Genomic DNA, 13,029 nt, shown 5'->3' on the forward strand with positions numbered 1-13,029 from the left:
CGTGTCAGAAAGCGGTAATGCTCTAATTTCCGCTTTTCAGGATGTCTTTCAGCAATGCCTCAACCTGATCATCGCTGGGGTTCATCAACGGCACCGAGGGTTCCGCAGGTTGTTGCTGCACCGCAGGGTCTTGCGGGAACTCGGCGTTCGGATCGACCGGCTGGTTTGAAGCATTGCCGGCATTTGGTGGCGCGCGGTATTCCGGCACGATCAGCGGCAGTTCGCTGACAGGCACGCCGTCTTCGACGCGGGTCATCACCTCATGCCAAATCTCGGCGGGCAGACCGCCGCCGGTGACACCTTTCAAGGGCGTGTTGTCATCGTAGCCGATCCAGACCCCGGTGACATAATCGGCGGTGAAGCCGATGAACCAGGCATCGCGCGCCGCAGAGGTGGTGCCGGTTTTGCCAGCCGCCGGGCGGCCCTCAAGGCGTGCCCGCGTGCCGGTGCCGCTCTCGACCGCTTTGAACATCATGAAGGTCAGCAGTTTGGCGGCGTTTTCGGAAATCACCCGCTCGCCAATGCCGCCGCCCGCGCCCATCAGGCTTTCTTCCTCGCCCTTGAGTTTAAGCTCGACCAGACCATAGGGTGTCACCGCAGAGCCGCCGTTGAGGATGCCTGCATAGGCTCCGGTCATCTCGATCAGGGTGGATTCCGAGGCCCCGAGTGCCAGTGCCGGACCGGGGGCGATGTCGTTCAGGATGCCAAAGCCTTTGGCGACCTTTGCAACCGCCTCCCGCCCGACGGCTTCGGAAACCCGCACGGCGGGAATATTGCGGCTTTCTTCCAAGGCTTGGGTCAGGGTGATCAGGCCTTTGAACTTTTTGTCGTAGTTGTCAGGTGTCCAAGCCCCCGAGCCGGGGATATGCAGCGTCAGCGGCACGTCTTCGACATAATCCGAGGGCGACCAGCCCAGATCAAGTGCTGCGGCATAGACGAACGGTTTGAACGAAGACCCGGTTTGACGCAGGGCTTGCGTCGCGCGGTTGAACGCGCCTGCGTTTTCGGTTTTGCGCCCCCCAACCATGGCGCGCACGGCACCGTCCGCGCTCATCACCACAATCGCGGCTTGGGCTTTCGAGCCTTTGGCGACCTTGTTGTCAAACACCCAAGCGAGGGCGTCTTCGGCGTCCTTTTGCAGTTTCTGATCCAGCGTGGTGCGCATGATCACGTCTTCGGTGGTGGTCGAGGTCAGGAAATCTGGCGCGGTTTCCATCACCCAATCGGCGAAGAACCCACCCGATTTGGTCTGCGCCGCGTCGGAAAGCTGTGCCGGATTGGCTTTGGCGTCAGCGGCTTCTTCGGCTGTCAGATAGCCCTGTTCGGCCATCAGGTCGATGATCACATTGGCGCGGTCTTGCGCACGTTTCAGGTTGTTGGTGGGGGCATATTTCGACGGGGCTTTCAACAGGCCTGCCAGCATCGCCGCTTGGGCGGGGGTCAGATCATTGGCAGAGGTGCCGAAATAGCGCTGGGCTGCGGCCTCAAAACCCCTTGCACCGGCACCTAAGTAGGCGCGGTTGAAATAGATCGTCAGGATTTCTTCTTTGGTGTATTTCGCTTCCATCGCAATGGCATAGGGGATCTCTTTCAGCTTGCGCTTGACGCCACCGCCACGACAGTCTGCCTCGTAATCGGCCTCAGATTTCCACTGTTTCGGGTCATAGGGCACGCCGAGGCAAAGCAGTTTCGCGACCTGCTGGGTGATGGTCGAGCCGCCGTTGCCCTCCAGCGGCCCGCGCCCCGCGGCAAGGTTGATGCTGATGGCGCTGGCGATGCCGCGGGGGCTGACGCCAAAATGTTGGTAAAACCGTTTGTCTTCGGTCGCGATGACGGCGTGCAGCAGGTAGGGTGAGACGGTGTCGGCGGTGATCTGGCCGCCAAAGGTCTCACCGCGCCAAGCGAAGACGGTGTCGTTGCGGTCTAGCAGTGTGACAGAGCCTTTGGCGCGACCATCGAGCAGCGCGTTCACCGGGGGGAGTTGCTGGTAGAAATAGAACACGATGCCCGCCAGCACCATGCCGCAGACCGCGCCAACGCGCCAGAACGTGCCCCAGATGATCCGCCAGATGCCCGTGATGAAGCGGGTCAGCAAGTTACCCGAACGCTTCGGCGCGGCCTTGCGCGGCGCTGGTTTGCGGGGTGGCGTGGTGCCGCGCCCGCCTGTGGTAGCCGCTTTTTGCGCGATATATCGCCGGTCTGCCACCAGCGATTTGCCGCCTTTGCCCGATGTCGCCATGCCTGTTTTTGCCCTTTTAAGCGGTTTTTACCACTCTACTCGGTTCACTGGGAAATGCGAAGCGGCGGTGCTGCCGATTCGCGGTTCCTTGCCGCTTAATTTTACATCGCAGGTACGGACGTGTGATTAAATAGTAGGCATTAACCCCCTGCGCCCAATTTTTACGCCATCTGAAACTTGTGCTGCAGATGCGAAGGCCGCCTGATCGCACATGAGGGTCGGCAAGGGCCTTGGGAAACAAAGGGGTGCATCGTGAAAATGATCATAGCCGCCATCAAGCCCTACAAGCTGGACGAGGTCCGCGAAGCGCTGACCGCGATCGGCGTGCAGGGGATGATGGTGACAGAAATCAAGGGTTTCGGCATGCAGTCGGGCCATACCGAAATCTACCGCGGTGCAGAATATGCGGTGAACTTCGTGCCAAAGATGCGGCTGGAAATCGTGGTGACCGATGCGCTGGCCGACGCGGTGGTGGAGGCGATCACCAAAACCGCCCGCACTGGCAAGATCGGCGACGGCAAGATTTTCGTATTGAATGTAGAAAGCGCCCTGAGGGTGCGCACCGGCGATGTCGATGACGATGCGCTGTGAGAGGGGACAGAACATGCTGAAGAAACTAGGACTGACTGCGGCAGCGATCATGGCGGCCTTGCCCGCTTTGGCGCAGGAAGTGGTGGCCGCGGGGCCAATCAAAGCGCCGGATGCCGCAGCAATGGCGGGAATGGTCAACAAGGGCGATACCACTTGGATGCTGGTATCCTCGGCGCTGGTTTTGCTGATGGCAATTCCGGCGCTTGGGCTGTTCTATGGCGGGCTTGTGCGCACCAAGAATATGCTGTCGGTGCTGATGCAGGTGTTCATGATCGTGGCCATGGTGGCCGTGGTCTGGGTGGTCTACGGCTATTCGATCACCTTCACCGGGGGCTCGCCCTATATCGGCGGTTTCTCGAAGGCGTTTCTGGCCGGTGTGAACACCGGCACCTTCGCCGCGACCTTCTCTAACAACGTCTATCTGCCGGAATATACCTTTGTCATCTTCCAGATGACCTTCGCCTGCATCACCCCCGGCCTGATAGTCGGCGCTTTCGCCGAGCGGATCAAGTTCTGGCCCCTGATGCTGTTTGCGCTGCTGTGGGTCACCTTGGTGTATTTTCCGGTCGCCCATATGGTGTGGTACTGGAGCGGACCAGACTTTTTGTCCGACAACACCGCTGATGCTGGTCTGCTGTGGGGCATGGGGACTTTGGACTTCGCTGGTGGCACGGTTGTACATATCAACGCTGGTATCGCGGGCTTGGTCGGTTGCTTTGTGATCGGCAAGCGTGTGGGCTTTGGCAAAGAAAACATGGCGCCACATTCGTTGACCATGACGATGATCGGCGCATCCCTGCTGTGGGTCGGCTGGTTTGGCTTTAACGCGGGTTCCAACCTTGAAGCCAATGGCATCGCGGCTTTGGCCTTCATCAACACCTTCGTGGCGACGGCTGCTGCGGCGCTGTCTTGGGTGCTGGTGGAACAGCTGAAGCATGGCAGGGCGTCCCTGCTGGGTGCCGTGACGGGTGCTGTTGCCGGTCTGGTGGCGATCACCCCGGCTTCGGGCTTCGCGACACCGATGACGTCGATTGTGCTGGGTCTGGTGGTTTCGCCAGTATGTTATTTCTTCGTCTCGACGGTGAAGGCCAAGCTAAGGTATGACGACAGCCTTGACGTGTTCGGCGTGCATGGCATCGGCGGTATCATCGGCGCGATTGCTACTGGTATAGTTGCTGACCCATCGTTGGGTGGGCAGGGCTGGATCGACTACACGGTGTTCCCAGCTGTTCCGGGTGTTTATGACATGACTGCGCAGGTTATCACGCAGTTCAAGGCTGTTGCCGTCACCGTGCTTTGGTCAGGCATTGTCTCGTACATCCTGTTCAAAGGCATTGACATGGTGTTCGGATTGCGTCCGACCGCCGATGACGAACGCCAAGGTCTGGATCAGACCTCGCATGGCGAAAGCGCTTACAACGTCTAAAGCGTAAGACAACGTCCGGCGGTCCTCCCCGCCGGGTGTTGATAAGCGAACGGCCCGCAGGATATTCCCCCTGCGGGCCGTTTCTATTTGGCGGGCGATTTTCGAAGCGAAAATCGTGCCGGAAAATTTGAATTTTCCGGTTACGCGGTAAGTTGGGCGATGGCTTTGGCGAGGATCGGCACGGTTTTGGCGTTCAGGCCAGCGATGTTGATGCGGGAATCCCCAACCATGTAGATGCCGTGCTGGTCTCGCAGGATGTTGACCTGCGCTTCGGTCAGCCCAAGCCGGCTGAACATGCCGCGATGGGAGGCGACGAAATCAAACCGATCCGAATTGGTGGCGCGGCGAAGTTCATCGGCAAGGCTTTGCCGCAGGGTCAGCATGTTGAGGCGGACTTCTTCGAGCTCGGCCTTCCAGTCGGCGCGCAAGGTGTCGTCTTCAAGGATCATCGTCACAAGACGCGCGCCGTGATCGGGCGGGAAGCTGTAGTTTTGACGGTTCAGGAAGGCGAGGTTGCCTTGGGTCACGGTCTTGCGGGCGGGGTCGCCGAGTGCGATCAGGATACCCGTGCGCTCGCGGTAGATGCCGAAGTTTTTGCTGCAGGAGGCGGCGATGAGGATTTCGGGGAAGGTCTGGGCGATCATCCTTGTCGCGGCGGCGTCTTCTTCCAGCCCATCACCGAAGCCTTGGTAGGCGAGGTCAACGAACGGGATAGCGCCCTTGGCCAGCAGCAGTTTCGCGACTTCAGCCCATTGATCGGCGTTCAGGTTCGCGCCGGTTGGGTTGTGGCAGCAGCCGTGCAGTAGGACGGCGTCGCCTGCGTTAACACCTTTGAGGTCTTCCATCAGTCCGGCGAAGTCGATGCCACGGGTTTCGGCGTCGAAATAGCGGTAGTCGGCCAGCTTCATGCCGAGGTATTTGATGATCGAAGGATGGTTCGGCCAAGTCGGGTTTGACAGCCAGACGGTTGCATTGGGCGAGGCCAGTTTGATCAGCTCCAGCGCCTGGCGGATCGCGCCGGTGCCACCCGGAGTAGCGACGGAAGCGGCACGGTCGGTGTAGCCCTCACCGAGGATCATTTTGACCATGGCGGCGTTATAGGCGGGCTCGCCTGCAAGGCCGGTATAGGTCTTGGTGGTCTCGGTTTCCCAAAGTTGCTTTTCGGCAGCCTTCACCGCGCGCATCACCGGGGTCAGGCCGGTGGCGTCGTTGTAAACGCCGACACCGAGGTCGATTTTACCCTCGCGCGGATCGTCTTTATACAGTTGGATCAGTTGCAGGATTTTGTCCTGCGGCTGCGGGTTCAAGGCTTCTAACATAGCTTATCCTTTTTCGACCGCGAGGTCGTCATACATGCCCCATTCGGCCCAAGAGCCGTCATACAGCGCATGGTTGCGATGGCCGATGCGTTCCAGTGCAAGGCTGAGGATCGCGGCGGTTACACCCGAGCCACAAGAGGTGATCGCGGGTTTGTTAAGGTTCACGCCTGCGGCTTCGAACACCGCGCGCAGATCGGCGGGAGATTTCATCGTGCCATCGGGGTTCAACAGCGTGCTGTAGGGCACGTTTTTGGCACCCGGAATATGACCGGAACGCAGACCGGGGCGCGGCTCTGGCACTTCGCCTTTGAAGCGGGGTGCGCCACGGGCGTCGATGATTTCGGCCTCGCCCAGCTTGGCGGCATGTGCCACTTGCGTCACATCTTTCACCAGGTGGTTCTGGCGGCTGACGGTCATGTGGCGGTCGCGCACGATGGGCGGCATGTCTTCGATCTCACGCCCCTCAGCCCGCCATTTCGGCAGGCCACCGTCCAGCACGGCCACATCGGTCTTGCCCATCAGCCGGAAGGTCCACCACACCCGGGCGGCCGAGAACAGGCCGGAGCCGTCATAGATCACCACCTGATGGCCGTCGCCAATGCCCATGGCGCGCAGCCGCGAGATGAACTTCTCGGGCGGTGGGGCCATATGCGGCAGGGCCGAGCGGTGATCGGTGATCTCGTCAATGTCGAAGAACCGCGCGCCGGGGATATGGGCGGTCAGATACTCGGCCTTCGCGTTGCGGCCTGCGTCGGGCAGATACCAGCTGGCGTCAATCAGCCGCAGATCAGGGTCGGCGCGGTGCGCGGCCAGCCAAGCGGTGCTGACCAAAGTTTTCGGATCATCGGCGGGGGATGGGGTCATCTGGGGCCTCGGGCTGCGAAATCGGCGGGGATGCCGATGCAGTTAAACCCAAGCAGGCTGCCAGACAAGAGAGCGCGGGCGCGCATTGGCACGCCCGCGCAAGAATATTAGCTTTTCGCCATCGCATTTTTGACCGCGCCGACAATCGCCATCAGCACACCGCCGCCGACGCCGCCCGAAAGCACTGAGGTGATGATCGACGTCATGTCGGTGGCACCGGTGGCCGCCGCAGTTGCCCCTGCGCCGCCCAGCATTGACAGGATCGTGCCGCCCAGACCGCCGCCGACAATCCCGACGATTGAGTTGCCCAACGTACCGAGGTTCAGGTTTTTCAGCACCGCGCCTGCCGCGTTGCCACCCAGTGCGCCTGCGATCAGCTGGATGATAAAGGCCATATCCATATACTCATTCCTTCCCTACATGATGCCCGCCGTTGCGTCGTGACATTTCCCGGCCATTTCTGGACCCGGAGATCTAGGACCGGATAGGGAGAATTATGCCTCAATCTAGGCATTTAGGCAATGTTTTCAGCAAAGTGCTAAAGTTTTGCCTTCATGCCTTCTTTCATAATGCGTGATTTTTGCCGATCCCAATCGCGCTTGGCCGAGCTTGCGCGCTTGTCGGCCAGCTTTTTGCCCTTGGCGACGCCGAGCTTCAGCTTCACCATGCCGCGCTCGTTGAAATACATTTTCAACGGCACGATAGTCATGCCTTCACGACCGACTGCATTCCACAGGCGCGACAGTTCCTTCTTGTTTACCAACAGCTTGCGGCGGCGGCGTTCGTCATGCGGGAACATCACCGCTTGCAGGTAGGGCGCAATATAACCGTTGATCAACCACAACTCGCCACCCTCAACCGAGGCATAGCTTTCGGCGATATTCGAGCCGCCCTTGCGCAGGGATTTCACCTCGGAGCCGTGCAGCATGATGCCAGCCTCCAGATCCCATTCGATGGCAAAATCGAAGCGGGCGCGCCGATTTTCGGCGATCAGTTTGGAGTTTGGGTCTGATTTTTCTACCATAATGCGCTGGAAATAGGGGTTAGGCGCGGCAGAGTCCAGCTTTCGGGCGGCGAAGTTTGTGCCGCGTGGTGGCGAAGCGACGGTTTGCCCGCCACCGCAGCACTCAGGCCACAAGGCGTTCGGCGCGGCGGGCAAGAAAGGCGCGGGCGCGGGGGGCGTCAAGACGGGGGAAGAAACTGTCTTCGGGGTAGCGGTTCGCACCATCCAACAGGCCGGGGCAATGCAGCAAGACGCCGGAGTTGGCGTAGATCACTTCCTCGCTGGCAAAAAGCGGTGTGACGATCTGGGTGGGTTGCGCCGTGCGATGGCGGCGGGCGGGGCCATGCAACAGCGCCAGCGCTGGGATCAGCACAAAGGGTGCGCCGTCGATTTCGGCATCGTCCAGCGTGTCGATCAGCAGGTGCTGGCGGGGCAGCAGCAGCAGATCGGAACAGGCGTCATACTGGCCGCCGGGCAGCATCAGTAGTGTGGTTACCAGCTCGGGCTGCAGGGCGCGGCGGTCGAGATGCAGGATCTTCGCCAGCCCGCCGTCCAAAGTTTGAACACAATCGCCGATGCGCAGCGCCTCAATCGGCTGCCAACCCGCAGTGGTTTCCACCAAAGTGCCCGCAACGATGCCGGTGATGACAGGAGAAAGCAGGGTTTCCACCGGGAAGATGGCGGAGGCGCTGCGGGAAATGTCTTGCATGAACATGGTGTTAGCCCTTTGCGTTAAGATCTGTGGCGGAGGTGTCTGATTGCGGCCCAATAAGCACCGGAATTTCGCCATTTTTTCGACACGCGTGCGGCAAGGGTTTGTCATTGTGGCGTTTGGCGAAACAATAATCGCGGAGTCGCGACTGAATCACCGGGATCGGCGACGCATTAGGGGTTTGTTAAGCAACAATTCGGGGCAGATTTAGCTGATTCGGCGGTTCTGGCCGAGGATGATCACGCCACAGGCGACGATGATCGCAGCGCCGGTCAAGGTGGCGGTGTCGGGGTGCTCGCCAAACACCGTGACGCCGAGGACCATGGCGAACAACAGCCGGGTGTAGCGGAACGGCGTGACCACGGCGATCTCGCCACTGCGCATCGCGGTCGTCAGCGCGGCATAGGCGGCGATGCCGAAAGCAGCTGCTCCGGCGATCAGGCCAAGGGTTGGCGGGGTGGGCAGGACGGCCTTGCCAGTGACGACGGTGATGATCACGCCGGATAGTGTCAGCATGATGAATCCGGTGACACCGAGTTGTGCGTTTGACAGCGCCGGGGGTGCTGCGCGGGTGGCAAGGTCGCGGCCTGCGAAGCCTAGCATGGCGACGAGGGCGAGCAGGGACAGGGCCGAGAAGCCGGACGGGCCGGGGCGCAGGATAATCAGCACGCCGATAAAGCCGAGCAGGATCAGCAGCCAGCGTTTCAGCCCGACGGTTTTGCCAAAGATCACAGCGGCGCCCAGCACCACCACCAAGGGAGTGGCTTGCAGGATCGCCGAGGCGACGGAAATCGGTGTCAGCGCGATGGCGAGAGCATAGAACAGCCGCCCGGTGATCTCAAAGCCTGATCGCAGCGCCATTGTGCCGGTGAACATTGCGCGCGGGATCGGTGGATCGCCGGCCCGCATTGCGAGGGCTGCGAAGACGGCAATCCCGATCAGCCCCATGATCAAAATCGCCTCGCCCACCGGAATGGACTGGCTGGCGGCTTTCAGGAAACTGTCCTCTGCCGCGAAGCCCGCCATCGAGGCGGTCATGTAAAGGCTGCCGCGCAGGTTGGGGGTCATCGGGACTTTCTGGGATTTGCTCTTTTTTAAATACTCCCGCCGGAGGCTCCGGGGGCTGGCCTCAGGTGCCTCCGGCTGGGATATTTAAGCCAAGATGAAAGCGTTAGATCAGGCCCGCGTGCTGCATTGCGGATTTGACGCGGGCTTTGGTGGGATCGGTCAGGCCAACCAGCGGCAGGCGGACGTCTTCGGCACAAAGGCCGAGCAGCGACAGGCCGTATTTTGCGCCGACCAGACCGGGCTCAAGGAAGATCGCCTCATGCAGCGGCATTAGTTTGTCTTGGTAGGCCAAGGCCTTGGTGTAGTCGCCTGCCAGCGTCGCCGCTTGGAAGTCCGCGCAGAGGCGGGGGGCGACGTTGGCCGTCACGCTGATACAGCCAATGCCGCCGTGGGCGTTGAAGCCCAAAGCGGTGGCGTCTTCGCCCGACAGTTGGATGAAATCGGCACCACAGGTGGCGCGCTGCATCGAGACACGCTCGATTTTGCCGGTGGCGTCTTTCACCCCGATGATGCGCGGCAGTTTCGCCAATGTGCCCATGGTGTCGGGCGACATATCAACGACCGAGCGGCCGGGGATATTGTAGATGATGATCGGCAGTTGGCACGCATCATGCAAGGCGGTGTAATGCGCCACCAGCCCGGCTTGGGTCGGGCGGTTGTAATAGGGCGTCACCACAAGGGCTGCATCCGCGCCGACTTTCTCGGCGAAGCGGATCAGCGAGATGCCCTCCGAAGTATTGTTCGACCCGGCCCCCGCGATCACCGGCACCCGGCCAGCGGCGGTTTGCACCACCACTTCGATGACTTTCTGGTGTTCTTCGTGTGAAAGCGTCGGGCTTTCGCCGGTGGTGCCGACTGGGACAAGGCCCGTCGAGCCCTCGGTGATATGCCACTCGACCAGCTTCTTCAGCGTCACCAGATCAAGTTCACCGTTCTTGAACGGCGTAACCAGTGCGGGAATGGACCCTTTGATCATGGTGCGCGTCTCCTCTGGGGGGCGATCAGGAATCGCCGTTGTGTAAGCGCTGCCTACCTAACCGGGGAGCGGCGTTTTGCCAAGTATGGGTGAAGGCTGGGGCGTAGGCGGCGAATTGCTGGGCTCACGGGGTTTTGGGTTGTGGGAATCCGGGGCATAGGGCAAAATCCGGCGATGAGCAGAATAAGGAAGATCGCAAAAGCGATCATAATCGGCGTTGCACTGGTGATGTCTCCTATGGCGCGGGCCGATCAGGCCGCGTCGTTCTCAAGCGCGTTGAAAGCGGCAGAGGCCAAGGATTGGCCTGCTGCGTTGACGGCGGCGCAGGGGGCGGGGGCCATCGGTGGTGATGTGATCCTGTGGCAATGGCTGCGCGACGGTCAGGGCCGCTTGGGCGACTACGAGGGGTTTATTGCCCGCAGGCCGGATTGGCCGGGGTTGGCATTGCTGCGCGAAAAGGGCGAGGTCGCGGTGGCGCGCTCGACGGACCCTGCGCGGGTGGTGGCGTATTTTGGCCGCGACAAGCCGAAGACCGGGGCGGGGTCGGTGGCTTTGGTCACGGCGCTGGTCGCCTTGGGGCGATCTGACGGGGCCGAGGCGGAGGCGTTTCGGGCTTGGACCACGCTGAAGTTTGAAGCGGTAGATGAGACGGCGATGTTGGGCATCATGGGAGCCCCCTTGGCGGTGGCGCATGAGGTGCGGCTGGACCGCATCCTGTGGGACGGCGGGCGAAAGGCCGAGGCCGAGCGGATGCTGCCGCGGGTCTCAAAAGACTGGCGCGCCTTGGCGGTGGCGCGGATGGCGTTGCGGGCGGACAATGCGGCGGCGGTGGATTTGGTCGATGCGGTGCCGAAATCCCTGCTGGGCGATCCGGGGCTGGCCTATGAGCGCTTCACCTACCGGATGCGGGCGGATCGGTATGATGATGCCGCGACGCTGATATTAGAGCGCAGCAAGTCGGCGGCCAGTCTGGGTGACCTCGAGGCTTGGGGCAAGCGGCGTGCGGATTTGGCGCGGGTTTTGCTGCGGCAGGGCGAGCCGAAGCTGGCGTTGCGGGTGGCGGCGAACCATCAGATGAGCAAGGGCAGTGACTATGTTGATCTGGAGTTTCTGGCTGGGTTTATCGCGCTGCGGAAATTAGGCGATCCGGAAGTGGCGATCAAGCATTTCACGCATTTGAAGGAAGCCGTGGCGACGCCGATCTCTGTTGCGCGGGCGGAATATTGGATGGGTCGGGCGCTGGAGGCCAAGGGCGACCGCGCCGGGGCGGATGCGGCCTATGCGCGGGCGGCGCGCAATCAGACGGCGTATTATGGGATGCTGGCGTCTGAGAAGATCGGGTTGCCGCTTGATCCGGGTTTGGTGAATGTGGGCGAGCCGAACGCGGCGTGGCGGACTTCGGGATTTGCTGGGTCTTCGGTTTTGGCGGCGGGGATGGCTTTGGCCGAGGCGGGGGATCGCACGACGGCGAAGCGGTTTTTCTTGCAGGTGGCCGAGGGCTTGGATGCCAAGGGGTTGCAGCAGTTGGCCGATCTGGCGTTGCGGATTGATGAGCCGCATATCGCTTTGCTGGTGGCCAAGCAGGCGGCAGAGCGGGGGGTGATCTTGCCGCGCGCTTATTATCCGATGCCCGCGATGGTGCCGGATGGCTTGGCGGTCAGCCGCGCCTTGGCGTTGTCGATTTCGCGGCGGGAGAGTGAGTTTGATCCTGCTGCGCAAAGCAAGGCCGGGGCGCGGGGGTTGATGCAGGTGATGCCCGCGACCGCCGAGCATGTGGCGAAGGGGTTGGGGGAGACTTCTTCGGCGGGACGATTGACCGCTGATCCATCGTTCAATGTGCGGATGGGGTCGATCTATCTCAGCCATATGATTGAGGAATTCGGGCCTTCGGTGGCGCTGGTGGCCTCGGGCTATAATGCCGGGCCGGGGCGGCCACGGAAATGGATCACGCAGTTTGGCGATCCGCGCAAGGATAGCGTCGATGTGGTGGATTGGGTCGAGATGATCCCGTTTGCCGAAACCCGCACCTATGTGATGCGGGTGGCGGAGGGGGTGGTGATCTACCGCGCCAAGCTGAAAGGCGTGGCGGGGCCGGTGCGGATTTCGGCGGAATTGACGGGGCGGTGAGGCGTGGGGTTGAGAGCGCTTGGTTCATTGGCCGATTTCCGAATTGTTAAGGGACCAGAAAGCGGCCATTTTTGGTATGGGATGGGGCCATATTATTGGCGTGGTGGGGGTTATTAACCATTTGAGCGAATCAGGTGAGGAGCTATGTATGGCGCCAAATCTTGATGGATGAAATCAGCAAGATAATCGCAAGCGCAGGTAGCAAGAGGGTGCTTGGCACTACACCCAGCAGATGCCCGCCGATAAAAGTGCCTAAAATCGAACCCAGTGCCATGACAGCGACAAAGACCATATTGCGCCGCAATACGGTGAAACTTTGATCGCGGCTGTAGCGCGCAAAACCCACAAGCATCGTTGGCAAGCTGACTGCAAGGGAGAGCGAGCCGGCCAATTTTACATCGACCCCGAACAGCAAAACGAGCGTGGGGATCAGCAGTTCTCCGCCCGCTACCCCCATCAATGCGGCGACAATGCCGATCCCAAAGCCCAAGATCACACCTGAAACGGCTTGCGCCGCACCGATCAGAAGCGGTTGGCTTGTGGTTGTGTCATGGCCGAAAACCAACACAGCCGCGATGCCCAGCATTAGAGCAAGTCACCTTCAATCGGGACCATATCCTGCGGCTTTGAAGTAGTTTCTGCATTCCTGGCTATGGAATAGATCGCAGACTGCACCGACGGCGGTCCAGAGGGCTTGGTACGTT

12 protein-coding genes are annotated in these 13,029 nt (G+C 60.9%); 3 read left to right on the top strand and 9 right to left on the bottom strand.

From position 1 onward, the window contains the following. Nucleotides 1-22 precede the first annotated feature (22 nt). Nucleotides 23-2,239, bottom strand: a complete 2,217-nt coding sequence (locus ACP7AP_RS18190) for a transglycosylase domain-containing protein (RefSeq protein ID WP_426036364.1) — start codon at nt 2,237-2,239, stop codon at nt 23-25. Nucleotides 2,240-2,491: 252 nt separating this feature from the next. Between ACP7AP_RS18190 and ACP7AP_RS18195 the strand changes: the two genes are divergently transcribed. Together ACP7AP_RS18195 and ACP7AP_RS18200 are read left to right on the top strand one after the other, a co-directional pair. Further along, nucleotides 2,492-2,830, top strand: coding sequence for a P-II family nitrogen regulator (locus ACP7AP_RS18195; protein ID WP_054008213.1), 339 nt, complete (start codon nt 2,492-2,494; stop codon nt 2,828-2,830). 13 nt (nt 2,831-2,843) lie between these two features. Beyond that, nucleotides 2,844-4,256, top strand: a complete 1,413-nt coding sequence (locus ACP7AP_RS18200; RefSeq protein WP_426036367.1) for an ammonium transporter — start codon at nt 2,844-2,846, stop codon at nt 4,254-4,256. Between the two features lie 140 nt (nt 4,257-4,396). On the opposite strand, the gene ACP7AP_RS18205 is transcribed toward ACP7AP_RS18200, so the two are convergent. The 7 genes from ACP7AP_RS18205 to dapA form a co-directional block, all read right to left on the bottom strand. Continuing rightward, entirely contained in the window at nt 4,397-5,575 is a 1,179-nt protein-coding gene (locus ACP7AP_RS18205; protein WP_426036369.1) for an aromatic amino acid transaminase, read from the bottom strand. A gap of 3 nt (nt 5,576-5,578) precedes the next feature. Next, nucleotides 5,579-6,439 carry a 3-mercaptopyruvate sulfurtransferase gene (sseA, locus tag ACP7AP_RS18210; protein ID WP_426036371.1) on the bottom strand — a complete coding sequence of 287 codons (861 nt, stop codon included), beginning with the start codon at nt 6,437-6,439 and terminating at the stop codon, nt 5,579-5,581. A gap of 107 nt (nt 6,440-6,546) precedes the next feature. Continuing rightward, nucleotides 6,547-6,840, bottom strand: a complete 294-nt coding sequence (locus ACP7AP_RS18215; protein ID WP_426036373.1) for a hypothetical protein — start codon at nt 6,838-6,840, stop codon at nt 6,547-6,549. A gap of 137 nt (nt 6,841-6,977) precedes the next feature. Continuing rightward, the gene (smpB, locus tag ACP7AP_RS18220) at nt 6,978-7,463 is read right to left on the bottom strand and encodes an SsrA-binding protein SmpB (RefSeq protein ID WP_426036375.1); all 486 of its coding nucleotides are present in this window, start codon (nt 7,461-7,463) and stop codon (nt 6,978-6,980) included. 103 nt (nt 7,464-7,566) lie between these two features. Continuing rightward, on the bottom strand, nt 7,567-8,157 hold the full coding sequence (locus tag ACP7AP_RS18225; RefSeq protein WP_426036377.1) for a Hint domain-containing protein: 591 nt from the start codon (nt 8,155-8,157) through the stop codon (nt 7,567-7,569). A gap of 204 nt (nt 8,158-8,361) precedes the next feature. Beyond that, complete coding sequence (locus tag ACP7AP_RS18230; RefSeq protein WP_426036379.1) at nt 8,362-9,222, bottom strand: DMT family transporter; 861 nt, start codon at nt 9,220-9,222, stop codon at nt 8,362-8,364. Between the two features lie 103 nt (nt 9,223-9,325). After that, on the bottom strand, nt 9,326-10,198 hold the full coding sequence (gene dapA / locus ACP7AP_RS18235; RefSeq protein ID WP_426036381.1) for a 4-hydroxy-tetrahydrodipicolinate synthase: 873 nt from the start codon (nt 10,196-10,198) through the stop codon (nt 9,326-9,328). A gap of 174 nt (nt 10,199-10,372) precedes the next feature. On the opposite strand from dapA, the gene ACP7AP_RS18240 reads away from it, so the two are divergent. Beyond that, on the top strand, nt 10,373-12,325 hold the full coding sequence (locus ACP7AP_RS18240; RefSeq protein WP_426036383.1) for a lytic transglycosylase domain-containing protein: 1,953 nt from the start codon (nt 10,373-10,375) through the stop codon (nt 12,323-12,325). A gap of 142 nt (nt 12,326-12,467) precedes the next feature. Here the strand turns inward: ACP7AP_RS18240 and ACP7AP_RS18245 are convergent, their stop codons facing one another. After that, nucleotides 12,468-12,911 carry a TSUP family transporter gene (locus ACP7AP_RS18245; protein ID WP_426036385.1) on the bottom strand — a complete coding sequence of 148 codons (444 nt, stop codon included), beginning with the start codon at nt 12,909-12,911 and terminating at the stop codon, nt 12,468-12,470. Between the last annotated feature and the right edge of the window lie 118 nt (nt 12,912-13,029).

Source organism: Cypionkella sp. TWP1-2-1b2 (assembly GCF_049896245.1).
Lineage (GTDB): Bacteria > Pseudomonadota > Alphaproteobacteria > Rhodobacterales > Rhodobacteraceae > Cypionkella.

Coding starts and splice junctions, on each gene's coding strand:
- ACP7AP_RS18190 (WP_426036364.1), bottom strand. CDS start 2,239: ATGGCGACATCGGGCAAAGGCGGCAAATCGCTGGTGGCAGACCGGCGA.
- ACP7AP_RS18200 (WP_426036367.1), top strand. CDS start 2,844: ATGCTGAAGAAACTAGGACTGACTGCGGCAGCGATCATGGCGGCCTTG.
- ACP7AP_RS18205 (WP_426036369.1), bottom strand. CDS start 5,575: ATGTTAGAAGCCTTGAACCCGCAGCCGCAGGACAAAATCCTGCAACTG.
- sseA (WP_426036371.1), bottom strand. CDS start 6,439: ATGACCCCATCCCCCGCCGATGATCCGAAAACTTTGGTCAGCACCGCT.
- ACP7AP_RS18215 (WP_426036373.1), bottom strand. CDS start 6,840: ATGGATATGGCCTTTATCATCCAGCTGATCGCAGGCGCACTGGGTGGC.
- smpB (WP_426036375.1), bottom strand. CDS start 7,463: ATGGTAGAAAAATCAGACCCAAACTCCAAACTGATCGCCGAAAATCGG.
- ACP7AP_RS18225 (WP_426036377.1), bottom strand. CDS start 8,157: ATGTTCATGCAAGACATTTCCCGCAGCGCCTCCGCCATCTTCCCGGTG.
- ACP7AP_RS18230 (WP_426036379.1), bottom strand. CDS start 9,222: ATGACCCCCAACCTGCGCGGCAGCCTTTACATGACCGCCTCGATGGCG.
- dapA (WP_426036381.1), bottom strand. CDS start 10,198: ATGATCAAAGGGTCCATTCCCGCACTGGTTACGCCGTTCAAGAACGGT.
- ACP7AP_RS18240 (WP_426036383.1), top strand. CDS start 10,373: ATGAGCAGAATAAGGAAGATCGCAAAAGCGATCATAATCGGCGTTGCA.
- ACP7AP_RS18245 (WP_426036385.1), bottom strand. CDS start 12,911: ATGCTGGGCATCGCGGCTGTGTTGGTTTTCGGCCATGACACAACCACA.